Source organism: Micromonospora sp. NPDC057141 (assembly GCF_042670805.1).
Taxonomy (GTDB): domain Bacteria; phylum Actinomycetota; class Actinomycetes; order Mycobacteriales; family Micromonosporaceae; genus Micromonospora.
In genome coordinates this window covers 63,531-87,020 of record NZ_JBHUVA010000010.1, presented here as the reverse complement: position 1 = coordinate 87,020, position 23,490 = coordinate 63,531, and the positions used below count along the sequence as shown (strand labels likewise).

Sequence of the window (23,490 nt, the reverse complement as noted above, 5' to 3'; positions counted from 1 at the left end):
CCGGTGCCGTAGTAAAAGTAGAAGCGCTGACCGAACACGTCGTCGAGTATGCCGACCCGCCGGCCTGCTCCGCAAGCATTCGCGCCGACTCTCCGCGTGGGAGGTGTGAGAAGGGGCCCCTTCTCTACCGTATGCGTTGACAAGGGGCCCCTCCTTACCCAGCTCAGCCGAGGCGGGTGATGCGGTTCGCCGGGCCCGGACCGACCGGGTCGCCCGCGCCCACGTACGCCACCAGCGCGTCGACGTCGAAGCCGGGGGCGGTGGTGCGGCCGGTGCCGCCCTTCAGCTCCGTGAAGCCGTCGCCGCCGTTGGCCAGGAAGTCGTTCGTGGTGACCTTGAAGCTGGCCGCCGGGTCGACCGGGGTCCCGTTCAGCGCCAGGGCGCTCACCCGGGAGCCCGCCGGGGCGGTGCTGTCGTACGAGTAGGTCAGCCCGGCGGAGACCTGGAGGATCCGCTGGGCGGTCTGCCCGTTGAAGCCCACGAACTGCTGCTCCAGCACGTTCTTGAGCTGCGCCCCGGTGAAGGTCTGGGTGACCACGAGGTTGTTGAACGGCTGCACGCTGAACGCCTCGCCGTAGGTCACCTCGCCCGGTGCCTCGCCGCCGGCCGACGCGCCGTACGACAGGGAGGCCCGCACGCCGCCCGGGTTCATCAGCGCGATCTGCGCCCCGTTGCTCTTCGTGTACGCGAGCTGCGCGTCGGCGATCACGTCGCCGAGCGGGCTCTCGCCGTTGGGCAGGGCGTCGCGGACGATGTCCGCGCTGATCTTTCCGACCACCTTGTTGGCGATCGGGGCGACCGCGTTGCGGTACTTGTCGGCCAGCGCCTTCGCGCCCGCGTCCACCAGGTCGGGGTTGCGGGCGTACACGCCGGGGCTGGTCTGCTGCCAGGTGCCGTCGGCGTTGCGGACGCCGTTCTCGACGATGACGTTGCGGGCCGAGATCCCGGTGAACCGGCCGGTGCGCCGGTTGAGGGAGTAGTCGACGTCGGTGATCAGCTGGCCGTTGTTGCCGGCGCTGGTGACGACGCTGGGCTGGCCGGAGGAGTTCGGCAGCGAGCAGGAGTAGAACCGGTGGGTGTGGCCGGAGACGACCAGGCCGAACTCGGGCCGCAGGCCCTTGACGATGTCGACGATCGGGCCGGAGAAGTTGGCGCAGTCGGAGACGCCGGGGGTGCTCGGCGGCGGGGACTGCGCGCCGCCCTCGTGCACCAGCAGCACCATCGCCTTGACGCCGAACAGCTTGAGCAGACCGCCCCACTTGTTGGCGGTCTCCACCTCGTCGGCGAACGTCACCTTGGTGATGCCGGCCGGGTTGACGATGCCGGGGGTGCCCTCCAGGGTGACCCCGACGAAGCCGACCGGCACGCCGCCGACGAACTTGACGTCGACCGGGGGCAGGATCGGCAGCTTGGTCTTCTTGCTGATCGTGTTGGCGGCGAGGTAGGTGAACTTCGCCCCCTTGAAGCCGTCGCCGTCCTGGCAACCGTCGACCGGGTGGCAGCCGCCCTTGTTGAGCCGGATCAGCTCGTCGACGCCCTCGTCGAACTCGTGGTTGCCGACGGAGCTGATCTCCAGGCCGATCTCGTCCATCAGCTCGATGGTCGGCTCGTCGTGGAACGCGGCGCTGACCAGCGGCGTCGCGCCGATCAGGTCGCCGGCGCCGACGGTGGTGGTGACCCGCCTCTCGGCCTTGGCCTCGGCGCGCAGCTTCTTGAGCCAGGTGGCGAGGTATTCCACGCCGCCGGCCGGGGTGCCGTTGACCACGGCGCCGCTGCCGCCCGGCGGGTCGATCGCGCCGTGGAAGTCGTTGTAGCTGAGGAAGTTGCCCTTGACCTCGCCGCCGGTGGGCTTGGCGTAGGAGACGGAGACCGGGGCGAGGGCCGCCCAGGGGTCGGCGGCCGGGGCCGGCGCGGGCCGCGTGGCGGCCGGCAACGTGGCGACGACAGCCAGTGCGAGGGCCGGCGCGGCGAGGTGACGCAGCACCGCCCGACCGCGCGAGCGCGGTTGACTCATGGTTGTTCTCCCAAAATCGTGTACGGGGGAGGAATTGGGGGTTCACCAGCCATCGTTGTGGATCGGGGACGGCCGCGCCAGAGCCGGACGGGTGACGGGTTGGTCTCTTCCTGGTGTCCCCCGGTCTCCTCCCCCTCGCCCTGACCGGTCGGGTCGGGGCCGCGCTGTCGGGAAGTGTCCGGCCGGCGGCATAGACTCGCCGTGCGATGCAGCCTCTCTTCGACATCCCCGCGCCCCTGCCCGAGCCCGAGCCCGCGCCGGCCCCGCCGCGCCGGTCCGGCCCGGCCGTCCGCCTCGACCCGCAGGCCCTGGTGGAGGGCCTCAACGGGCCCCAGCGCGACGCCGTCGTGCACGCCGGCTCGCCGCTGCTGATCGTGGCCGGTGCCGGCTCGGGCAAGACCCGGGTGCTCACCCACCGGATCGCCTACCTGTTGGCCGCCCGGGACGTCCACCCCGGCGAGATCATCGCGATCACCTTCACCAACAAGGCCGCCGGCGAGATGAAGGAGCGGGTGACGCAGCTCGTCGGCCCGCGCGCCCGGCTGATGTGGGTGTCGACGTTCCACTCGGCGTGCGTGCGCATCCTGCGGGCCGAGCACGAGCACGCCGGGCTGAAGTCGAGCTTCTCGATCTACGACGCCGACGACTCCCGCCGCCTGATGCAGCTCGTCGCCCGTGAGCTGGACCTGGACCCGAAGCGCTACCCGGCGCGTGGGCTGGCCGCCCAGGTGTCCAACCTGAAGAACGAACTGGTCGACCCGGAGGAGTTCGCCGGCCGGGCCAATGGCCCCAACGAGCGGGCCCTCGCCGAGGCGTACACGCTCTACCAGCGGCGGCTGCGCGAGGCGCACGCGCTGGACTTCGACGACCTGATCATGACGACGGTGCACCTGTTCCAGTCGCACCCGCACGTCGCGGAGGGCTACCGCCGCCGGTTCCGGCACGTGCTGGTCGACGAATACCAGGACACCAACCACGCCCAGTACACCCTGATCAAGGAGCTGGTCTCCGGCACCGAGGGGGTCGAGCCGGCCGAGCTGTGCGTGGTCGGCGACGCCGACCAGTCGATCTACGCGTTCCGGGGCGCGACGATCCGCAACATCCTGGAGTTCGAACGGGACTTCACCGACGCCCGGACGATCCTGCTGGAGCAGAACTACCGCTCCACCCAGACCATCCTCAACGCCGCCAACGCGGTGATCGACCGCAACACCTCCCGCAAGCCCAAGCGGCTGTGGAGCGACGCCGGGGCCGGCGAGCAGATCGTCGGGTACGTCGCCGACACCGAGCACGCCGAGGCCGACTGGGTGGGCCGGGAGGTCGACCGGCTGGTCGACGACGACGAGGCGCGCCCCGGCGACGTGGCGGTCTTCTACCGCACCAACGCCCAGTCCCGGGTGTTCGAGGAGGTGTTCATCCGGGTCGGCCTGCCCTACAAGGTGGTCGGCGGGGTGCGCTTCTACGAGCGCAAGGAGGTCCGCGACGCGCTGGCGTACCTGCGGGCGGTGGTCAACGACGACGACACGGTCAGCCTGCGGCGCATCCTCAACACCCCCCGCCGGGGCATCGGCGAGCGCGCGGAGGCGTGCCTGGAGGCCCTGTCGAGCCGGGACCGCATCTCCTTCGGGGCGGCCCTGCGCCGGGCGGGGGACGCGCCGGGCATCTCCACCCGGGCGGCCAACGGCATCGGCGACTTCGTGGCGCTGCTCGACGGGGCCCGCGAGCTGGCCGAGACCGGCACCCCGGAGGAGGTGCTGGAGGCGCTGCTGACCCGCTCGGGATACCTGACCGAGCTGGAGGAGAGCCTCGACCCGCAGGACGCCGGTCGGGTCGACAACCTCCAGGAGCTGGTCAGCGTCGCCCGGGAGTACACGGAGCGGGTCGAGGCGCTGGGCGAGGAGGGGGAACGGGCCACCCTGGCCGGTTTCCTGGAGCAGGTGGCGCTGGTCGCCGACGCCGACCAGATCCCCTCCGACGACCCCGACCACCAAGGCGTGGTCACCCTGATGACGCTGCACACCGCCAAGGGGCTGGAGTTCCCGGTGGTGTTCCTGACCGGGCTGGAGGACGGCGTCTTCCCGCACCTGCGCTCGCTGGGCGACACCCGGGAGCTGGAGGAGGAGCGCCGGCTGGCGTACGTGGGGATCACCCGCGCCCGGCAGCGCCTCTACCTGTCCCGGGCGGTGACCCGCTCGGCGTGGGGGCAGCCGGCCTACAACCCGCCGTCGCGCTTCCTGGAGGAGCTGCCGCCGGAGCTGGTCCGCTGGGAGCGCACCGAGGGGACGTACACCTCGTGGGGCGGCGGTGGCGGCGGCGTCGGCGGGCGCGCGGACCGCGTGCCGCGGGGCGGCGGCTTCACCGGGGGCACCCCGAAGGCGGCGCAGCTGGCCAAGCGGCTCGGCGTGGACGGCAGCCGGCTTGCCACGGCCAGCGAGCTGCCCCAGGGCCCGAAGGTCGCGGCCGGGGACCGGGTCAACCACCAGCGGTACGGCCTGGGCCGGGTGCTCGCCGTGGAGGGCCACGGCCCGGGGGCGCGGGCGCAGATCGACTTCGGTGACCAGACGATGTGGCTGGTGTTGCGGCACGCCCCGATCGACAAGCTCTGAGCCGGCCCGGCCCGGTCCGGCAGCACGCCGGGCCGGGCCGCTTCCGTGCGGGGGAACGGTCAGCAGGCGACGTCGATGCCCCGGGCGCGCAGGAACGGCGCGGGGTCGATCTGGTTCCACATCTGGCCCTGGTGCACCTCGAAGTGCAGGTGCGGGCCGGTGGAGTCGCCGGTGGAGCCCTCGTAGCCGATGACCTGGCCCGCCTTGACCTTGTCGCCGACGCCGACGGCGGTGCGGCTCTGGTGGGCGTAGTGGGTCAGGTAGCCGTTGCCGTGGTCGACGAAGACGGAGATGCCGTAGCCGTCGCCGACGTCGCCAGCCTTCACGACCGTGCCTGCGGCGGCGGCGTGGATCGGGGTGCCGGCGGGCATGGCGAAGTCGATGCCGGCGTGCAGGACACCCCCGCGCGGGCCGTAGCAGGAGGTGATCGTCGCCCCCGCCATCGGAATGACCCAGGTGGGGGCGGGCTTGCTGGTCTTCTTCGGCGCGGGCTTCGGGGTCGGTTTCGGCTTGGGCTTGGTGGTGGCCTTCTTCGCCGTCGGGCTGGGGCTGGCGCTCGACGGGCTCGGCGAGACGGCGGTGGGGCCGGTGCTGGGGCTGGCGGCGGGGCTCGCCGACTCGCGGGCGGCGCGGTCGGCGCGGGCGGCGGCCTCGGCGCGGGCCGGGGCGTCGACCGCCACCGTGGCCGGGGCCGGCTCGTCGTCGGCGGTGGTGGCGACGGCGGCACCGGCGAGACCGAGCCCGACCAGGGCGACCGCGCCGACGACCAGGGCCCGGGTGCCGGGCCGGGGGCGCATCCGGTGGCGGGCCGGGGCATCGGGGGTGCCGGCGTTGCTGATGTTCTCTTCGTGCACGGCGTACCTACACCTTCGAGGGGACGTGGACCTCGAAATAGTGGTGTTCGCGCTGGTGGCCTGCGGGTAGGGGGCGGGGCGGCCGGTGCCGGCGCGGCGGGAGGGGCGTCCGCTCCATCCCGCCGTCGACCGGTGCGTCCCGATAACTGATCATGGCTGGCGTGTCGCTGGTCACATCCGGGGGTGTGGCGCAGCAGACATTCGGCTGCGGCGGTGACATGAAGAACCGCCCGGATCGGCTGATCCGGGCGGTCAACGGTCGATGCGTAGCGTCAGGACGCGGCTACGTCGCTGTAGTACAGCTCGATTTGCATCTTGATGTCCACTCCGCGCTCCTGGAGCCACGGCACCGGGTCCAGCGGGTCGCCGTTGACATGGATCTCCAGATGGAGGTGGGAGCCGTAGGAGTGGCCCGTGTTGCCGACCAGGCCGAGCTGGTCGCCGGCCTTGACCTGCTGCCCCTCCTTGACGCTCACGGCGGAGGAGTGGCCGTAGATGGCCTCGCTGCCGTCGGCGTGCTTGACGATCACCGCGTAGCCGTAGCCGCCGAACCAGCCGGCCTTGGTGACGGTGCCCTCGTGGATCGCGACGTACGGGGTGCCCTCCGGGGCCACCAGGTCGATCCCGGTGTGCAGCTTGCCCCAGCGCATGCCGTAGGGGGAGTTGAAGTCGTAGCCCTGCAGCGGCAGGAGCCAGACCTCCCGCTCCCCGGCCGCCTTCGTCTCGACGCGGCTGTCGCGGGAGGCCCGGTCGGCGGCGTCCGCGCGGGCCGCAGCGTCCTGGCTGGTGATGGAGGCCTGCTTGAGCTCGTCGAGGACCGACGGGCTGACGCTCTTGGCGTCCGGCAGTGCTCCCGCGCCGATCGCGACGATGCCGGCACCGACGAACGCGGTGGTGACGACGGCGGCGTAGCGGCTCCGCGGCGGGGTGGGTACGCGGCGGCGGCCGCGATATCGATCGGGCTCAGACGACAGGCGCTGGCGCACGCACACCCTCCGTTGTCGGGGTTCCGATGCGGTCGGCCGGCGCTCGTGAAGCGGTGGTGAACGTCGGCTGGCCGCGTCGTCACCCGTCCGTGGACCTGATGACAACCGTGGACACGGTAGCCAACCGCCACGCCTGTCACAAGCCAGACCGGGTAATTGGCGTGTCGATCTGTCCGTTTACATCCGTTATTGTCACGCCTCGTCACTTGGTCATACGTGCCCCCACCTGCCCGTTCGTCGCGCACCGTGACCGCTGTCGCCCGAATGTCCGACCCCCCGCCTGCGCCCCTAGGCTCTGCTCGGGACGCCGGTCGGATTCCCCGCCGGCGACCCGCCGGGTTACCGTTCGTTCAGGTGACAGTCGTAGCGCCCTCGAAAGGTGTCCGCTGATGAGCTCTCGTATCCGGGTCGTCGTCGCGAAGCCGGGCCTCGACGGCCACGACCGGGGGGCCAAGGTCGTCGCCCGCGCCCTCCGCGACGCCGGCATGGAGGTCATCTACACCGGCCTGCACCAGACCCCGGAGCAGATCGTCGAGACGGCCATCCAGGAGGACGCCGACGCGGTCGGGCTGTCGGTGCTCTCCGGCGCGCACATGACCCTGTTCCGGCGGGTCGTCGAGCTGCTGGGCGAGCGGGACGCGCGGGACATCGTCGTCTTCGGCGGCGGCATCGTCCCGGACGCCGACATCCCGGAGCTGGAGCAGCTCGGCGTCAAGAAGATCTTCACTCCGGGCGCGACCACCCAGTCGATCGTCGAGTGGGTGCGGGCCAACGTGGCCCAGCCGGTCGCCTGACCCGCGCCCCGGGCACCCTCCCCGGGCGGGGAGGTCGGGCCGGGGGAGCGTTCGGGCCGGGGGAGCGTTCGGGTCGCGGGCAGGGGGAGGGGCCGGACGCACCCCTCACACGTCCGGCCCCTCTATGCACGATGCCCCGCCGCCACCCCTCGACCGACAGGGCATCGGCCGTCTCCCGTCTTCGCGCTCAGCGCTCCGACACCTGACTCAACGACGCCCTGCCGGTGGGGTTACGCCGCGCTGGGAACATCGCCCGCGGAATTCCCATGGGCGCTGTTGCGCGACCCGTCGACGGCCCTGATCCCGCTGGTTGTGTAGTAGGGCACACCGCGCACCCGCTCGGTTGCCGCCGGTGCCGACCTCGCTAGGCTGCGCCCAATGGCCTGTTTCAACTGATGACAGGCGTCAAACTGATTCCACAACGCTGGTGGCGGCGCGACGGCGCGCCGCGGAGACGGGACGGGACGCGCAATCGTGGACCTGTACGAGTACCAGGGGCGGGACCTGTTCGAGCGGCACGGCTTGCCCGTGCTGGCCGGCGGCGTCGCCAACACCCCGGAGGAGGCCCGCGCGATCGCCGAACGCCTCGGCGGCCGGGTGGTCGTCAAGGCGCAGGTGAAGGTCGGCGGCCGTGGCAAGGCCGGTGGCGTCAAGCTGGCCGAGGGCACGGATGAGACGGTGGCCCGCGCCACCGACATCCTCGGCATGGACATCAAGGGTCACACGGTCCACAAGGTCATGATCACCGTGACGGCGGACGTGGCCGAGGAGTACTACTTCTCGTACCTGCTCGACCGGGCGAACCGCACCTTCCTCTGCATCGCCAGCGTCGCCGGCGGCATGGACATCGAGCAGGTCGCCGCCGAGACCCCGGACAAGGTCGTCAAGGCCCCGATCGACGCCGTCAGGGGCGTGGACGAGGCGAAGGCCCGCGAGATCGTCACCGCCGCCGGCTTCCCGGCCGACGTCGCCGACCAGGTCGTCGAGGTCGCCGTGGGCCTGTGGCAGGCGTTCGTCGCCGAGGACGCCACGCTGGTCGAGGTGAACCCGCTGGCCAAGACCGGCGACGGCAAGCTGCTGCTGCTCGACGCGAAGGTCACCCTGGACGAGAACGCCGGGTTCCGGCACCCGGACCACGAGGCGCTCGTCGACCAGGCCGCCGTGGACCCGTTGGAGCAGGCCGCCAAGGAGAAGGACCTCAACTACGTCAAGCTCGACGGCGAGGTCGGCATCATCGGCAACGGCGCGGGCCTGGTCATGTCGACCCTCGACGTCGTGGCCTACGCGGGCGAGCGGCACGGCAACGTCAAGCCGGCCAACTTCCTCGACATCGGCGGCGGCGCGAGCGCCGCGGTGATGGCCAACGGGCTGGAGATCGTCCTGTCCGACCCGTCGGTGCGCAGCGTCTTCGTCAACGTCTTCGGCGGCATCACCGCCTGCGACGAGGTCGCCAACGGCATCGTGCAGGCGCTGGCCCTGCTGGAGCAGCGCGGCGAGAAGGTCACCAAGCCGCTCGTCGTCCGGCTGGACGGCAACAACGCCGAGGCCGGTCGGGGCGTTCTTCGGCAAGCAGCGCTCGGCGGCGCGGGCAGCCAGCTCGTAGAGCTGGTCGACACCATGGACGGCGCGGCCGAGCGGGCCGCCGAGCTGGCGGCTGCGGGGGTCTGACAAATGGCTATCTGGCTGACCAAGGACTCGAAGGTCATCGTGCAGGGGATGACCGGCTCCGAGGGTTCCAAGCACACCCGGCGGATGCTCGCCGCCGGCACGAACGTCGTCGGCGGCACCAACCCGCGCAAGGCGGGGCAGAGCGTCGACTTCGGCGGCACCGCGCTGCCGGTCTTCGCGACCGTCGCCGACGCGATGGCCGAGACCGGCGCCGACGTGACGGTCATCTTCGTCCCGCCGCAGTTCACCAAGGCCGCCGTGGTCGAGGCGATCGACGCGGGGATCCCGCTGGCCGTGGTCATCACCGAGGGCGTGCCGGTGCACGACACCGCCGCCTTCTGGGCGTACAACGTGGCCAAGGGGGAGCGCACCCGGATCATCGGGCCGAACTGCCCGGGCATCGCCTCGCCGGGCGCGTCCAACGCCGGCATCATCCCGGCCGACATCACCGGCTCCGGCCGGATCGGCCTGGTCAGCAAGAGCGGCACCCTGACCTACCAGATGATGTACGAGCTGCGCGACATCGGCTTCTCGACCTGCGTCGGCATCGGCGGTGACCCGATCATCGGGACCACCCACATCGACGCCCTCGCCGCGTTCGAGGCCGACCCCGACACCGACGCCATCGTGATGATCGGTGAGATCGGCGGCGACGCCGAGGAGCGGGCCGCCGAGTTCGTCAAGTCCCACGTCACCAAGCCGGTGGTCGGCTACATCGCCGGCTTCACCGCGCCCCCCGGCAAGACCATGGGCCACGCCGGCGCGATCATCTCCGGCTCGGCGGGCACCGCCGAGGCGAAGAAGGAGGCGCTGGAGGCCGTCGGCGTGCAGGTCGGCAAGACGCCGACCGAGACCGCCAAGCTGATGCGGGAGATCATGTCCGCCGGCTGACCACCGCCAGACGCGCCGAGGGGGTCGACCGAGCGGGTCGGCCCCCTCGCGTCGTCACGTCGGTCAGTCGTTGTGCCAGAGCCGGTCAGTCGTTGTTCCAGAACGGGTAGTTGCCGCTCGCCCGCAGGATCGCGCTGCCGATGATGTTGATCACGCCGAACGCGATGGCGAGGTAACCCAGCACCGGGGACTGGCCGTACCGTTTGGCGTCCCGGATCGACAGGTAGCCGAAGATGATCCCCAGGATGCCGCAGCAGAGCAGGCCCAGGATGATGCCGAGCACGCCCCACAGCGTGGTGCGGTCCCGGCCCCCGGCCTGGGCAGGGGGCGGTGGATACGGAGCGTTCACGGCTTCCTCCGAGCGGTCTCCGGGTCGCGACAGGAAATTCGCGTCCTGGGGCCGAGGCTAGACCGGATCGGGGGTGCCAGGTCGGTGGATCACCGAACTTCCGGCCGGTCGGGGGCGGTATCGGACTGCCCGCGACGGCGCGACATGCCAGAGTAGAGCCGATGTCCTCCGTCACCCCTGACCAGCCACGCCGCCCGGCCGCCAGGGTCGGCGCCGACGACCGGCCCGCCGGCCGCGTCCCGGGCCCCCGGGGGCCCGCGCCCCGGCCCGGGGAGCCCCCCCGTGGCCGGGCCCCGCTCGCGGTGGCCGCCGGGGTCGCCGCCGCCTGGGCCGCCCTCACGTCCTACCTTCCGGTCGCCCTGGTGCTCGGGCTCGCCCAGCTCACCGAGGACGCCGGCTCCGTCACCGGCGCGCTGCACGCCGGTCTCACCGGCTGGCTGCTCGGCCACGGCGTCCCGCTCGCCACCGACGCCGGGCCGCTCGGCCTCACCCCGCTCGCGCTGACCGCGTTGGCCGTCTGGCGGCTCACCCGCGCCGGGGTGCACGCCAGCCGGGCCATCGGGGCGCGAGGCGGGCGCTCCCTGCGCCAGGCGCTCACCGCCGCCGGGGCGGTCGGTGCCGGATACGCACTGCTCGGCGTGCTCGCCGCGGTGCCGGCCGGTGCCTCCCCGGCGCGCGCCGGGGCGACGTTCGCCCTCGTCGGCACGCTCGCGGCCCTGGCCGGGGCGCTACGGACCACCGCGGTGGCCCGGCTGCTCGCCGCCCGGGCGCCCGCACCGCTGCGGGACGGGGTGCGCACCGGACTGGTCGCCGGGCTGCTGCTGCTCGGCGCGGGGGCCGGAGCAGCGGGGCTCGCGGTGGCCACCGGGGGCGGAGACGCCGCCGACCTGATCGGCGCCTACCGCACCGGGGTGGCCGGGCAGGCCGGGATCACGCTGGTCAGCCTCGCCTACGCGCCGAACGCCACGATCTGGTCGGCCAGTTACCTGCTCGGCCCCGGCTTCGCCGTCGGCGTCGACACCGCCGTGCGCACCAGCGAGGTCTCCGTCGGCGCGCTGCCGGCCGTGCCGCTGCTGGCGGGGCTGCCCAGCGGGCCGGTCGACGGCTACGGCGCGGGCCTGCTCGCCGTGCCCGTCCTGGCCGGCATGGCCGCCGGCTGGCTGCTGGCCCGGCGGCTGCTGCGGATCGCCGCCGAGGACCGGGCCGAGGTGGCCTGGCCGGCGCTGCTCGTCCCGGCGGCGCTGGCCGGTCCGGTCGCCGGGCTGCTGCTCGGCGCTCTCGCGGCGGCCTCCGGCGGCCCGCTCGGTGGCGGCCGGCTGGCCGAGATCGGCCCGGTTCCCTGGCAGGTGGCCGGGGTGGGTGCCGCCGTGGTCGCGGCCGGCGCCCTGCTCGGCGCCGCCGCCACCCGCGCGCTGCGCGTGAAAGGTGGCGTGCAAGGAAGGGCCCCCTCTTAACGCCTCCGGTATAGAGGGGTGCCCCGCTCACACCCGCGCCGGCCGCGAGGGCGGCGTGCGGTTCGGGTGGGCCAGGCGGTTCGGGCGGGGCGGTTCGGGCCGGGGGCGGGACGCGCCGAGGGGCGCCCCGGAGGCTCCGGAGCGCCCCTCGCGATCGTGCCCGACCCAGGCGATGAGCAGGCCCACTCAGGTGGTGGGCAGGGTCACGTTCCCCACGACGGCGAGGATGATCGCCAGGATGCCGATGCCGGCGCCCACCGCGCCGCAGATGAGGCCGGCCTTGGCCTGGCCGCCGTTGCTGGCCAGCCCCTGTGCCGCCTTCTGCTGGCCGAGGTAGCCGGTGACCACGGCGGCGATGCCGACCGGGATGCCCAGGTAGAGGCAGCAGGCCAGCGGGATCGACGCGATGCCGAGGATCATCGACACCAGGCCGAGGGTGTTGTTCTGCCCCTGCGGCTGCGGGAAACCGGCGTTCGGGTAGCCCGGCGCGGCCCCGTAGGGCGGCTGCTGAGCGTACGGGTCCTGCCCGTACGGCTGGCCCGATGTCGGCTGCTGCCCGTACGGCGCCGGGGGCGGCGGGGCGTACGGGTCGTGGTGCTGTGGCTGGTTCGGGTCGTGGGGCTGCTGGCCGTACGGGTCCTGACCGGGCTGCATGCGTCGGTGCTCCTTGACTCAGGGTGCTGTCAGTAGCTGCTGGTGCTGGTTCCATCCATGATCGCGGCAAGGCCGCCCATTCCGCAGCACGCGAGGACGAGAATCACGAGCCAGGCGATGCCGACGATCAGGGCCCACTTGGACCACTTCTTCGACTCGGCCGCCGCCGCCTGCGCCCCGGCATAGTCGCCCTGCTGGATCAGCGGGTTGACCTTCGACGCGTTGATGATGGCGGGGATGGCCAGCGGCCAGAAGAAGAAGATGGCCACGATGGACATCGTCATGTTGTTATTGATCTGTTGCGGTTGGGGGGACTGGTAACCGGGCTGCATCCTGGGTGCTCCTCATTCCATCGACACACCGCGCGTGTCGCGTCACTGACGGGTGCGGTGCGCGGCCTGCGCCGGGCACCGAGCGACCGGCAGCGTACAGGGTCCGGGCGACAGGAAGCGTCACCGATTTGCCACCCCCGCAAGGTCGACGCCGGGCGCGACCTGCCCGCCCTCCCTGCCCGCCCCTGCCCACCCCGCACGGTTGACGCCCGGCCCCGACCTGCCCGCCCACCCGAGGCCGGCCCCGACCTGCCCGATAGGGTGGCCGCGTGACCGAGCCCGCGTCCGTCGCCCGCATCGTCGTCCTCGTCTCCGGCTCCGGGAGCAACCTCCAGGCGCTGCTCGACGCCGCCGTCGACCCGGCGTACGGTGCCCGGGTGGTCGCCGTGGGCGCGGACCGGGACGGCATCGCGGGCCTGGACCGGGCCGCCGCCGGGGTGCCGACCTTCGTCGAGCGGGTGAAGGATCACCCGACCCGGGCCGACTGGGACGCCGCGCTGACCAGGCAGGTCGCCGCGCACCGCCCCGACCTGGTGGTCTCCGCCGGCTTCCTCAAGCTGGTCGGCCCGGAGTTCCTCGCCGCCTTCGGCGACCGCTACCTCAACACCCACAACACGCTGCTGCCGGCGTTCCCCGGCATCCACGGTCCCCGGGACGCCCTCGCCTACGGGGTGAAGATCACCGGGGCCACCCTCTTCTTCGTCGACGCCGGGATGGACACCGGGCCGATCGTGGCCCAGGTGGCCGTGCCGGTGCTGGACGACGACGACGAGGAGACGCTCACCGAGCGCATCAAGTCCGCCGAGCGGCGCCAGCTCGTCGAGCAGGTCGGTCGGCTGGTCCGTGAAGGTTGGACGATCACCGGAAGAAAGGTCACGGTCCCGTGAGTTCCAGTCAGGACGAGCGCCGCCCGATCCGGCGGGCGCTGGTCAGCGTCTACGACAAGAGCGGCCTGGTCGAGCTGGCCCAGGCTCTGCACGCGGCCGGCGTGGAGATCGTCTCGACCGGCAGCACCGCGTCGACCGTCGCCGCCGCCGGGGTGCCGGTGACCCCGGTGGAGTCGGTGACGGGCTTCCCCGAGATCCTCGACGGCCGGGTCAAGACCCTGCACCCGTTGATCCACGGCGGGCTCCTGGCCGACCTGCGTAAGCCCTCGCACGCCGCCCAGCTCGACGAGCACGGCATCGCCGGCATCGACCTGCTGGTGTCGAACCTCTACCCGTTCCAGGACACGGTGGCCTCCGGCGCCGACGTCGAGGAGTGCGTGGAGCAGATCGACATCGGCGGGCCGGCGATGGTGCGCGCCGCCGCCAAGAATCACGCGTCCGTAGCGGTGGTCACCGACCCGGCCGCGTACCACGAGCTGGTGGCCGCCCTCGGCGCGGGCGGGTTCACCCTGGCCCAGCGCCGGGTGCTGGCCGCCCGCGCGTTCGCCGCCATCGCCGAGTACGACGTGGCCGTGGCGCAGTGGTGCGCGACCACGCTCGCCCCGGACGCCGCCGGGTGGCCGGAGTTCGCCGGGCTGTCGCTGCGCCGCTCGGCGGTGCTGCGCTACGGCGAGAACCCGCACCAGGCCGCCGCCCTCTACGCCGACCCGGCCAGCCCCGCCGGCCTGGCGCAGGCGGAGCAGCTGCACGGCAAGGAGATGTCCTACAACAACTACGTCGACGCGGACGCCGCCTGGCGGGCGGCGAACGACTTCGCCGAGCAGCCGGCAGTGGCGATCATCAAGCACGCGAACCCGTGTGGGATCGCGGTCGGGGTCGACGTCGCCGAGGCCCACCGCCGGGCGCACGCCTGCGACCCGGTGTCGGCGTACGGCGGGGTGATCGCCGTGAACCGGCCGGTGAGCGCCGAGCTGGCCCGGCAGGTCGCCGAGGTCTTCACCGAGGTGCTGGTGGCGCCGGGCTTCGACGAGGAGGCGCTGGAGCTCCTCCGGGCCAAGAAGAACCTGCGGCTGCTGCGCGCCCCGGCGTACGCCCCGCTGCCGGCGGAGTGGCGGCAGGTCACCGGCGGCATGCTGGTGCAGACGCGCGACGCGGTCGACGCCGCCGGGGACGACCCGGCCAACTGGCGGCTCGCCACCGGCGAGGCCGTCGACGAGGCCACCCTGCGCGACCTGGCGTTCGCCTGGCGGGCCGTGCGCGCGGTGAAGAGCAACGCGATCCTGCTGGCGAAGGACGGGGCGACCGTGGGCGTCGGCATGGGCCAGGTCAACCGGGTCGACTCGGCGCAGCTCGCCGTCACCCGGGCCGGTGCCGAGCGGGCGGCCGGCTCGGTCTGCGCCTCGGACGCGTTCTTCCCGTTCGCCGACGGCCCGAAGGCCCTCATCGCGGCCGGGGTGAAGGCGATCGTCCAGCCGGGCGGCTCGATCCGCGACGAGGAGGTCGCCACCGCCTGCAAGGAGGCCGGCGTCACGCTCTACCTCACCGGCACCCGCCACTTCTTCCACTGATCCCACCGGCCCCGCCCGGCCCCGCTTCTCCCGGCCCGCCCGGCCCCGCTCCCTGCGACCCCACCGGGTCCGGGGGAGCGGGACGGGCGGACGTGAGACGATCTGGGCGTGACGGCGACGATCCTGGACGGCAAGGCGACCGCGGCGGAGATCAAGGACGAGCTGCGGGCGCGGGTGAAGGCACTGGCGGAGCGGGGCACCATCCCCGGGCTGGGCACGGTCCTGGTCGGGGCCGATCCGGGCTCCCAGGCGTACGTCAACGGCAAGCACCGTGACTGCGCCGAGGTCGGGGTCGCCTCGATCCGCCGCGAGTTGCCCGCCGACGCCACCCAGCAGCAGGTCGACGACGTCCTCGTCGAGCTGAACGCCGACCCGGCCTGCCATGGCTACATCGTCCAGCTTCCGCTGCCCGCGCACCTGGACACCCAGCGGGCGCTGGAGATGATCGACCCCGACAAGGACGCCGACGGCCTGCACCCGGTCAACCTCGGCCGGCTGGTCCTCGGCTACGACGGCCCGCTGCCCTGCACCCCGCGCGGCATCGTCGAGCTGCTCCGCCGGCACGACGTGCCGCTGCGCGGCGCGAACGTCGTCGTCGTGGGCCGGGGCAACACGGTCGGCCGCCCGCTGGGCCTGCTGCTGACCCGGCGCAGCGAGAACGCCACGGTCACCCTCTGCCACACCGGCACGCTCGACCTCGCGGGGCACACCCGCGCGGCCGAGATCGTGATCGTCGCGGCCGGGGTGCCGGGCCTGCTCACCGCCGACATGGTCACCCCCGGCGCGACGGTGGTCGACGTCGGCATCACCCGGGTGATCGGGGCGGACGGCAAGGGCCGCTACACCGGCGACGTCGACCCCGAGGTGGCCGAGGTGGCCGGCAAGGTGGTCCCGATGCCCGGCGGCGTCGGCCCGATGACCCGCGCGATGCTGCTCACCAACGTCGTCGAGCGCGCCGAGCGCGGCTGAGCCCGGCTTCTTTCGACCGCCGGGCGAACCCGGCGACGGTGACGTTCGCCCCATCCCGCCGCTGGCCGCCGCCCCTGCCCTGTCGGGTGCCACGATGACTGATACGGTCCGGAAAACGACTGGTAACACGACTGGTTACAGGGAGTGGGACGACCATGGGTAAGAAGGTCACTGTCGTCGGGGCCGGCTTCTACGGCTCCACCACCGCGCAGCGCCTGGCCGAGTACGACGTCTTCGACACCGTCGTGATCACCGACATCGTGGAGGGCAAACCGGCCGGCCTGGCCCTGGACCTCAACCAGTCGCGGGCCGTCGAGGGCTTCGAGACCAAGGTCGTGGGCGTCACCACCGGCAGAAACGGCGAGGGCTACGAGGCCATCGAGGGCTCGGACGTCGTGGTGATCACCGCCGGCCTGCCGCGCAAGCCGGGCATGAGCCGGATGGACCTGCTGGAGACCAACGCCAAGATCGTCCGTCAGGTCGCCGAGAACGTCGCCAAGTACGCCCCGAACGCCGTCGTCATCGTCGTGTCGAACCCGCTCGACGAGATGACCGCGCTGGCCCAGCTCGCCACGCAGTTCCCCAAGAACCGGGTGCTCGGCCAGGCCGGGATGCTCGACACCGCCCGGTTCACCAACTTCGTGGCCGAGGCGCTCGGCGTACCGGTGCGCTCGGTGAAGACGCTGACCCTGGGCTCGCACGGCGACACGATGGTGCCGGTGCCGTCCCAGAGCACCGTGGACGGCAAGCCGCTGCGCGAGGCGATGCCGGCTGAGCAGATCGAGGAGCTGGTCGTCAAGACCCGCAACGGCGGCGCCGAGGTGGTCGCGCTGCTGAAGACCGGCTCGGCCTACTACGCCCCGTCGGCAGCCGCCGCCCGGATGGCCAAGGCCGTCGCGGAGGACTCCGGCGACGTCATGCCCGTCTGCGCCTGGGTCGACGGCGAGTACGGCATCTCCGGCGTCTACCTGGGCGTCGAGGCCCAGCTCGGCGCCGAGGGCGTCAAGCGGGTCGTCGAGACCGACCTGGACGCCGACGAGCTGGCCAGCCTCAAGGAGGCCGCCGAGGCCGTCCGCGCGAAGCAGGCCGACGTCGCCAGCATGTGAGCCGCGCGGAAGGGGCGGGCCGGTCGACGCCGGTCCCGCCCCTTCGCCGTTTCCGGCGGCGGGTCGGGGGCGGCCGTCCCCGGCGGCGTTCGGCGTGCCGGCCGCCGGGGATCGTGGGGCCTGCCGGGGCTCAGAGCGCCACGAACGGCTCGCCCAGGTGCGGGGTGGCCAGGGCCACCGGGCCCCGCGCGGCCAGGTCGCGCAGCAGCGCCGCCCGCGAGGCGCGCGCCGTCTCCGGCTGCGCCTCGTGGGCGTACGCCAGGTCGGGGTCGACGAGCTGGACCGCGTGCACCAGCAGGTCGCCGGTGACCAGCAGCCGCTCGTCGCCGGCATCCACCAGCACCGACTGGTGGCCGGGGGTGTGCCCGGGGGTGCTCAGCACGCGTACCCCCGGGGTGAGCGGGGTGTCGCCGTCGAGCACCCGGAGCTGGCCGGCGGCGCGCAACGGCGCGACCAGGCCGGCCTCCAGCCCGGGGTTGAACGAGGCCAGGGTGGCCAGCTCGGCGCGTTGGACCAGGTAGTCGGCGTTGCGGAACCAGGGGGTGCCGACGACGGCCCAGCCGACGTGGTCGGTGTGCAGGTGGGTCAGCACGACCGTGCGGACGTCGGCCGGGTCGATCCCGGCGGCGGCCAGCTCGGCCGGGAGCCGGCCGGGCACCGGGGCCCAGCTCGCGGCCGGCGCGTCGGCCGGCCCGATGCCGGCGTCGACCAGGGTGACCGGGCCGTCCCCGGTGCGCAGGGCGAAGCAGCGGAACGGCAGCCACCAGTGGCCGTCGCCGGTGACCGTGGCCGGGTCGCGCCGGTCGGCGGCGGCCCAGTGTTCGGCCGTGGCGGCCGGGAACGCCTCCTCGCGCGGCTGGAAGAACGGGCCCTCCCCGTCGGTCAGGGCGGTGACCGTGATAGACCCGAGGGTGCGGCGCGGCGGCATCCGGCGATCGTGCCAGCCGTCGGCTGTGCCGTGCATCCCGTTTTCCCCGGCCAGGGCGAGGCCGGCTGGGGACTGCGAGCCACTTTCCAGTACGCTCGTACTGCTTGAGCACGTGTCCCCCGAGAGGAGCGCCGGTCGATGGCGAAGATCAAGGTAAACAACCCGGTCGTTGAGCTCGACGGCGACGAGATGACCCGGATCATCTGGAAGCAGATCCGGGAGCAGCTGATCCTGCCCTACCTCGACGTCGACCTGCACTACTACGACCTCTCGATCCAGTACCGCGACTCCACCGACGACCAGGTCACCATCGACGCCGCCAACGCCATCTCCGAGCACGGCGTCGGCGTCAAGTGCGCCACCATCACCCCGGACGAGGCCCGGGTGGAGGAGTTCGGCCTGAAGAAGATGTGGCGGTCGCCGAACGGCACCATCCGCAACATCCTCGGCGGCGTCGTCTTCCGCGAGCCGATCATCATGACCAACGTGCCGCGCCTCGTCCCGGGCTGGACCAAGCCGATCATCATCGGCCGGCACGCCCACGGCGACCAGTACAAGGCGACCGACTTCGTCGTCCCCGGCCCGGGCACGGTGACCCTCACCTACACCCCGGCCGACGGCTCCGCGCCCGTCGAGATGGAGGTCGCCAACTTCCCCGGCGGCGGCGTCACGATGGGCATGTACAACTTCGACGACTCGATCCGGGACTTCGCCCGCGCCTCCCTGCGCTACGGCCTGGACCGCGGCTACCCGGTCTACCTGTCGACGAAGAACACCATCCTCAAGGCGTACGACGGCCGGTTCAAGGACATCTTCGCCGAGGTGTTCGAGAACGAGTTCGCCGCCGAGTTCGCCGCCGCCGGGATCACCTACGAGCACCGGCTCATCGACGACATGGTGGCCGCCGCGCTGAAGTGGGAGGGCGGCTTCGTCTGGGCCTGCAAGAACTACGACGGTGACGTGCAGTCCGACACCGTGGCGCAGGGCTTCGGCTCGCTGGGCCTGATGACCTCGGTCCTGATGACCCCGGACGGCCGTACGGTCGAGGCGGAGGCCGCGCACGGCACGGTGACCCGGCACTACCGGCAGTACCAGAAGGGCGAGAAGACCTCGACCAACCCGATCGCGTCGATCTACGCCTGGACCCGGGGCCTGGCCCACCGGGGCAAGCTGGACGGCACCCCGGCGGTCACCGAGTTCGCCAGCACGCTGGAGCAGGTCATCATCGACACCGTCGAGGGTGGCCAGATGACCAAGGACCTCGCGCTGCTCATCTCGCGCGACGCCCCGTGGCTGACCACCGACGAGTTCATGAACGCGCTGGACGAGAACCTGGCGCGTCGGCTCGCCGCCTGATCCACCCGCCGCACCGTCGAAGCCCGCCGCCCGCCGGCGGGCTTCGCCGTGCTCGCGCCCTGGTGGGCCTGCCCGTCGTGCCCGCCCCTGGTGGGCGTCCCGCCGTCACCCAGGGTGAGGTGGCTCGTTGTGCAGGATGGACGCGGTGCCAGTCGCGTCCAGGGAGGTCGACCGCGGTCGCCGCGGCGCGAGTGCCGATGGGCCACCTCCCCGGCTGTCGCACACAGCCAGCCGTCCCTTCCCTGCGGGGGGCCCGTTCCGGGCCCCCCGCGCCCTGTTTCGGCGGCGCCCCGCGTGCCTGCTGTCGCTGCCCGCGACCGCCCGTCCGCTGTCAACAGGGGGCCCTGCTATACAGAAGGCGTCAACAAGGGGCCCCTGCTTGCAGCAGGGCGGCGGCGCGCTCCGGGGCGATGTCGTTGATGAACACCCCCATGCCCGACTCCGAGCCGGCCAGATACTTCAGCTTGTCCTTCGCCCGCCGGATGCTGAACAGCTGAAGGTGCAGGTGCCCCAGCTCGCGGTCGATCCGCACCGGCGCCTGGTGCCAGGCCGCGATGTACGGCATCGGCATGTCGAACAGGGCGTCGAAGCGGCGCAGCAGGTCCAGGTAGAGCGGGCCGAACGCGTCCCGCTCGGCGTCGGTCAGGGCGGGGATGTCCGGCACCGGCCGGTGCGGGGCGACGTGCACCTCGAACGGCCACCGGGCCGCCGCCGGCACGTACGCCGTCCAGTGCTCGTTGGCCGCCACCACGCGCGTGCCGGCGGCGCGTTCGGCGGCGAGCACGTCGGCGTAGAGGTTGCCGCCGCCGGTGCGCCCGGCGTGCCGGCGGGCCGCGCCGAGCAGCGCCCGGGTGCGCGGCGTGACGAACGGGTACGCGTAGATCTGGCCGTGCGGGTGGTGCAGGGTCACCCCGATCTCCACCCCCCGGTTCTCGAAGCAGAACACCTGCTCCACCCCGGGCAGCTCGGCCAGCGCCGCCGTCCGGTCGGCGAGGGCGTCGAGCACCGTGCGCACCCGGCCCGGCGGCAGGCCGGCGAACGAGGCGTTGTGGTCGTCGGTGAAGCAGACCACCTCGCACCGCCCCTGGCCCGGCCGGACCGGGGTGAACGGGGTGATCTCCGCCGGCTCCTCGGCGATCCGCTGGCTCAGCGACGGGAACCGGTTCTCGAAGACGGCCACGTCGTAGTCCGGTGCCGGTATCTCGCTGAGCCGGTCGCCGCGGGTCGGGCAGAGCGGGCACTGGTCGGCCGGGGGGAGGAAGATCCGGGTCTGCCGGTGCACGGCGACCGCGACCCACTCGTCGGTGAGCGGGTCGTACCGCAGCTGGGACGCGGGCGGCGGCGGCGGAAGCTCCCGCCGGTCCGGCTGGTCGCGGACCGCGTCGTCCCGCTCGTCGAAGTAGATCAGCTCCCGGCCGTCGGCCAGCTCGATCGTCGTACGCTTCACTCCGCCGTTCCCTCCCTCGTCGGCGCGGCCACGCGGCCGGGACCGCGATCCGGTGGGGCCGACGTCCGACCCGGCGCCGATCTGTTCGTCGTCCCCACTCCCTCGACCAGGACCAGCTCGCCGACCCGCTCCTCGAGCACCTGCCGGGCCTGCGGGGCGAGCCGGTCGTCGGTGACCAGCACGTCGGCGGCGGCCAGCTCGACGATCGAGGAGATGCCGACGGTGCCCCACTTGGTGTGGTCCGCGAGCACGACCAGCCGGTCGGCGGCGGCCACCAGGGCCCGGTCGGTCTCCGCCTCCATCAGGTTGGGGGTGGTGAAGCCGGCCCGCTCGCTGATCCCGTGCACGCCGAGGAAGAGCAGGTCCAGGTGCAGCGACCGGATCGCCGCGACCGCGAGCGGCCCGACCAGCGCGTCGGACGGCGTCCGCACCCCGCCGGTGAGCACCACGGTCTGGTCGGTGCGGCCCCCGGCGTGCAGGATCTCGGCGACCGGCAGGGAGTTGGTCACCACGGTCAGCCCCGGCACGTCGACCAGCCGGCGGGCCAGCTCGGCGGTGGTGGTGCCGGCGGAGAGGGCGACCGCCGCGCCGGGGCGCACCAGCTCGGCGGCGCGGGCGGCGATGGCGGCCTTCTCGGGCAGCTGGCGCACCGACTTCGCGTGGAAGCCCGGCTCGTCGGTGGAGCCGGGGCCGGTCGTGGTGGCGCCGCCGTGCACCTTGGCCAGCAGGCCCTGCTCGTGCAGCGTGTCCAGGTCGCGCCGGATCGTCATGTCGGAGACGCCGAACTCGGCGGCCAGCTCGGTCACCCGGACGCCGCCGGTGGCCCGGACGCGCTCCAGGATCGCCGCCTGCCGTTGCCGCGCGAGCATTCCCCACCTCCGACTCCTGCGCCCACTTCTCACGTGGTCGCACGCGTTCCAACAAAGCTGAACACTAGCGCGGTGGGTGGCCGTTGCGGAAGCGAGGGCCGCAGGGGGTCGGCGGCCCCGACACGTTCCGGGCGGACGCGCCGCCGCCCGGCCCTCTTCGACGGAGGACCGGGCGGCGGCGACGGGCCGGGAAGCGGCGAGGTCAGGTGGACTGGAGGCGCGGCTCCACCCAGCCGGTCTCGGTCAGGTGGTGCATCACCGCCTGCACCGCCTCGTCGATCGACATGTCGGTCGTGTCGACCACGATGTCGGCGTCCGTGGGCACCTCGTACGGGTCGTCGATGCCGGTCATGCCCGTGAGCAGGCCGGCCCGGGCCCGGGCGTACAGGCCCTTGCGGTCGCGCTGCTCGCACACCTCGATCGGGGTCGCCACGTGCACCAGCACGAACCCGGCCCCGGCCGCGTGCGCCATCTCCCGCGCGGTGGTCCGCGCCGCCGCGTACGGGGCGATCGGGCAGCAGATGCCGACCCCCCGGTGTCGGGCGATCTCGGCCGCCACCCAGCCGATCCGCCGGACGTTCAGGTCCCGGTCGGCCTTGCTGAAGGTCAGCCCGGCGGAGAGCTCCCGGCGCACCACGTCCCCGTCGAGCAGGGTCACCGTGCGGTCGCCGCCCTCGCGCAGCACGTCCGCCAGGCCCCGGGCGATGGTCGACTTGCCCGAGCCGGAGAACCCGGTGAGGAACAGCACGAGCCCCCGGTGCCGCCGGGGCGGCCGGGCCCGGACCAGTTCCTTCGCCACGGCCGGCGGGGTGTGCCACTCCGGCAGCGGGAAGCCCCGGTCGAGTAGATCGTCGATCTCCGCCTGGCCGAGCGCCAGCCGGCGGTTGCGCGGCGGGATGTCCTCCCGCCAGCGCCACTGGCCGTCCCGGTTGTCGTAGGCCAGCTCGCGGGGCACCAGCACCCGCAGCCCGGCGCCGGAGAGCATCTCGCCGGTGGAGAGCAGGTGGGTCACCCCGTATGCGGCGGCCACCCGGGCCTGGAGCAGGGCGTCGCTGATCTCGTCCCGGCGGCGGGCCTGCGGCACCGCGATCAGGGTCGTCGGGGGCATCCGGTCCCGGGCGGCGAAGACCGCCCGCACCAGCGCCTCGGAGGGCAGCCCGTTGATCGTCCCCTCGCCGACCGGGATCATCACCAGCAGGTGCGCCCCCAGGGTGCGGGCCGCGTGGGCGACCTGGGCGAGCTGCGGTCGGTGCAGCGGCCGGTCGGCGAACACCCCCAGCACCCGGCCCGGGGGCAGCAGCGCCCGGACCTCCTCCGGGCTGCGGCGCAGCCGCTGGAACGGGCCGTGGCCGCCGTCGCCGAGCCGGCGGACGGTGCCGCCGACCCCGGCGACGCCCTCGCGGGCCGACCACACGTCGGTGACCTCCAGCGAGGCCACCGGGGCGCCCTCGCCGTCGGACAGCACCAGCACCCGGCGGGCCGGATCGGCCGGATCCAGGCCGCCGGCGAGCGCCGCCGGCACCTGGAGGGCCACCGGCACCTGCCACGGCGCGCCGTCCGCGAGCCGACCCCGCCGACTCACCGAGGCCAGGTCCGCCCGGGTCATGAAGCCGGTCAGCGGCGCGTACGCCCCGGACACCAGCAACTCGAGATCGGCCAGTTCCCCGGGACGCGGCGTGTACGCCGGCGCGTCCCGAAGCACCTCGTCGGGCAGCACCCACCCGTTGCTCATCGCACCCCCACTTTCTGGCCGGCTCA

Annotated in this window: 20 protein-coding genes; 10 read left to right on the top strand and 10 right to left on the bottom strand. The window is 73.2% G+C overall.

All coding sequences use genetic code 11. The features are described 5' to 3' along the window. Positions 1–163 precede the first annotated feature (163 nt). Entirely contained in the window at positions 164–2,014 is a 1,851-nt protein-coding gene (locus tag ACFT41_RS09325; RefSeq protein WP_377581770.1) for a bifunctional metallophosphatase/5'-nucleotidase, read from the bottom strand. Positions 2,015–2,220: 206 nt separating this feature from the next. On the opposite strand from ACFT41_RS09325, the gene pcrA reads away from it, so the two are divergent. Further along, positions 2,221–4,620, top strand: a complete 2,400-nt coding sequence (pcrA, locus tag ACFT41_RS09320; protein ID WP_377581772.1) for a DNA helicase PcrA — start codon at positions 2,221–2,223, stop codon at positions 4,618–4,620. Between the two features lie 59 nt (positions 4,621–4,679). On the opposite strand, the gene ACFT41_RS09315 is transcribed toward pcrA, so the two are convergent. Together ACFT41_RS09315 and ACFT41_RS09310 are read right to left on the bottom strand one after the other, a co-directional pair. After that, positions 4,680–5,417, bottom strand: a complete 738-nt coding sequence (locus ACFT41_RS09315) for a M23 family metallopeptidase (RefSeq protein ID WP_377581831.1) — start codon at positions 5,415–5,417, stop codon at positions 4,680–4,682. Positions 5,418–5,746: 329 nt separating this feature from the next. Further along, positions 5,747–6,460 carry a M23 family metallopeptidase gene (locus ACFT41_RS09310; RefSeq protein ID WP_377581775.1) on the bottom strand — a complete coding sequence of 238 codons (714 nt, stop codon included), beginning with the start codon at positions 6,458–6,460 and terminating at the stop codon, positions 5,747–5,749. A 389-nt stretch (positions 6,461–6,849) separates the two neighbouring features. Here ACFT41_RS09310 and ACFT41_RS09305 point away from each other — a divergent pair, with 389 nt between their 5' ends. From ACFT41_RS09305 to sucD, 3 genes are all read left to right on the top strand, one after another. Then, the gene (locus tag ACFT41_RS09305; RefSeq protein WP_377581777.1) at positions 6,850–7,254 is read left to right on the top strand and encodes a cobalamin B12-binding domain-containing protein; all 405 of its coding nucleotides are present in this window, start codon (positions 6,850–6,852) and stop codon (positions 7,252–7,254) included. 474 nt (positions 7,255–7,728) lie between these two features. After that, positions 7,729–8,922 (top strand): ADP-forming succinate--CoA ligase subunit beta, encoded by a 1,194-nt coding sequence (gene sucC / locus ACFT41_RS09300; protein ID WP_377581780.1) that lies wholly within the window; start codon positions 7,729–7,731, stop codon positions 8,920–8,922. 3 nt (positions 8,923–8,925) lie between these two features. After that, positions 8,926–9,813 carry a succinate--CoA ligase subunit alpha gene (gene sucD / locus ACFT41_RS09295; RefSeq protein WP_377581783.1) on the top strand — a complete coding sequence of 296 codons (888 nt, stop codon included), beginning with the start codon at positions 8,926–8,928 and terminating at the stop codon, positions 9,811–9,813. 85 nt (positions 9,814–9,898) lie between these two features. On the opposite strand, the gene ACFT41_RS09290 is transcribed toward sucD, so the two are convergent. After that, entirely contained in the window at positions 9,899–10,162 is a 264-nt protein-coding gene (locus tag ACFT41_RS09290) for a DUF4190 domain-containing protein (RefSeq protein WP_278129351.1), read from the bottom strand. Between the two features lie 161 nt (positions 10,163–10,323). Between ACFT41_RS09290 and ACFT41_RS09285 the strand changes: the two genes are divergently transcribed. Then, positions 10,324–11,616: a DUF6350 family protein gene (locus ACFT41_RS09285; protein ID WP_377581786.1), complete on the top strand. Its 1,293-nt coding sequence runs from the start codon at positions 10,324–10,326 to the stop codon at positions 11,614–11,616. A 186-nt stretch (positions 11,617–11,802) separates the two neighbouring features. Here ACFT41_RS09285 and ACFT41_RS09280 read toward each other — a convergent pair whose 3' ends face one another. Then, positions 11,803–12,270 carry a DUF4190 domain-containing protein gene (locus ACFT41_RS09280; protein WP_377581789.1) on the bottom strand — a complete coding sequence of 156 codons (468 nt, stop codon included), beginning with the start codon at positions 12,268–12,270 and terminating at the stop codon, positions 11,803–11,805. A gap of 29 nt (positions 12,271–12,299) precedes the next feature. Beyond that, the gene (locus ACFT41_RS09275) at positions 12,300–12,602 is read right to left on the bottom strand and encodes a CD225/dispanin family protein (RefSeq protein WP_377581791.1); all 303 of its coding nucleotides are present in this window, start codon (positions 12,600–12,602) and stop codon (positions 12,300–12,302) included. Positions 12,603–12,871: 269 nt separating this feature from the next. Between ACFT41_RS09275 and purN the strand changes: the two genes are divergently transcribed. From purN to mdh, 4 genes are all read left to right on the top strand, one after another. Continuing rightward, entirely contained in the window at positions 12,872–13,489 is a 618-nt protein-coding gene (purN, locus tag ACFT41_RS09270; RefSeq protein WP_377581793.1) for a phosphoribosylglycinamide formyltransferase, read from the top strand. Continuing rightward, positions 13,486–15,057, top strand: a complete 1,572-nt coding sequence (gene purH, locus ACFT41_RS09265) for a bifunctional phosphoribosylaminoimidazolecarboxamide formyltransferase/IMP cyclohydrolase (RefSeq protein WP_377581796.1) — start codon at positions 13,486–13,488, stop codon at positions 15,055–15,057. Before purN ends, purH begins: the two co-directional genes overlap by 4 nt. Positions 15,058–15,165: 108 nt before the next feature. Further along, on the top strand, positions 15,166–16,026 hold the full coding sequence (locus ACFT41_RS09260) for a bifunctional methylenetetrahydrofolate dehydrogenase/methenyltetrahydrofolate cyclohydrolase (RefSeq protein ID WP_377581798.1): 861 nt from the start codon (positions 15,166–15,168) through the stop codon (positions 16,024–16,026). Positions 16,027–16,181: 155 nt separating this feature from the next. Beyond that, entirely contained in the window at positions 16,182–17,132 is a 951-nt protein-coding gene (gene mdh, locus ACFT41_RS09255; protein WP_377581801.1) for a malate dehydrogenase, read from the top strand. Positions 17,133–17,262: 130 nt separating this feature from the next. Here the strand turns inward: mdh and ACFT41_RS09250 are convergent, their stop codons facing one another. Then, positions 17,263–18,060 carry an MBL fold metallo-hydrolase gene (locus ACFT41_RS09250; RefSeq protein WP_377581833.1) on the bottom strand — a complete coding sequence of 266 codons (798 nt, stop codon included), beginning with the start codon at positions 18,058–18,060 and terminating at the stop codon, positions 17,263–17,265. A gap of 138 nt (positions 18,061–18,198) precedes the next feature. Between ACFT41_RS09250 and ACFT41_RS09245 the strand changes: the two genes are divergently transcribed. Then, a complete protein-coding gene (locus ACFT41_RS09245) occupies positions 18,199–19,416 on the top strand; it encodes an NADP-dependent isocitrate dehydrogenase (protein ID WP_377581803.1) in 1,218 nt (405 codons plus the stop codon). Positions 19,417–19,777: 361 nt separating this feature from the next. Here ACFT41_RS09245 and galT read toward each other — a convergent pair whose 3' ends face one another. The 3 genes from galT to cysC form a co-directional block, all read right to left on the bottom strand. Next, positions 19,778–20,863 carry a galactose-1-phosphate uridylyltransferase gene (galT, locus tag ACFT41_RS09240; protein WP_377581805.1) on the bottom strand — a complete coding sequence of 362 codons (1,086 nt, stop codon included), beginning with the start codon at positions 20,861–20,863 and terminating at the stop codon, positions 19,778–19,780. Continuing rightward, on the bottom strand, positions 20,860–21,732 hold the full coding sequence (locus ACFT41_RS09235) for a DeoR/GlpR family DNA-binding transcription regulator (protein WP_377581807.1): 873 nt from the start codon (positions 21,730–21,732) through the stop codon (positions 20,860–20,862). The genes galT and ACFT41_RS09235 overlap by 4 nt, the downstream gene beginning before the upstream one ends. A gap of 202 nt (positions 21,733–21,934) precedes the next feature. Next, positions 21,935–23,464 (bottom strand): adenylyl-sulfate kinase, encoded by a 1,530-nt coding sequence (cysC, locus tag ACFT41_RS09230; protein WP_377581809.1) that lies wholly within the window; start codon positions 23,462–23,464, stop codon positions 21,935–21,937. Between the last annotated feature and the right edge of the window lie 26 nt (positions 23,465–23,490).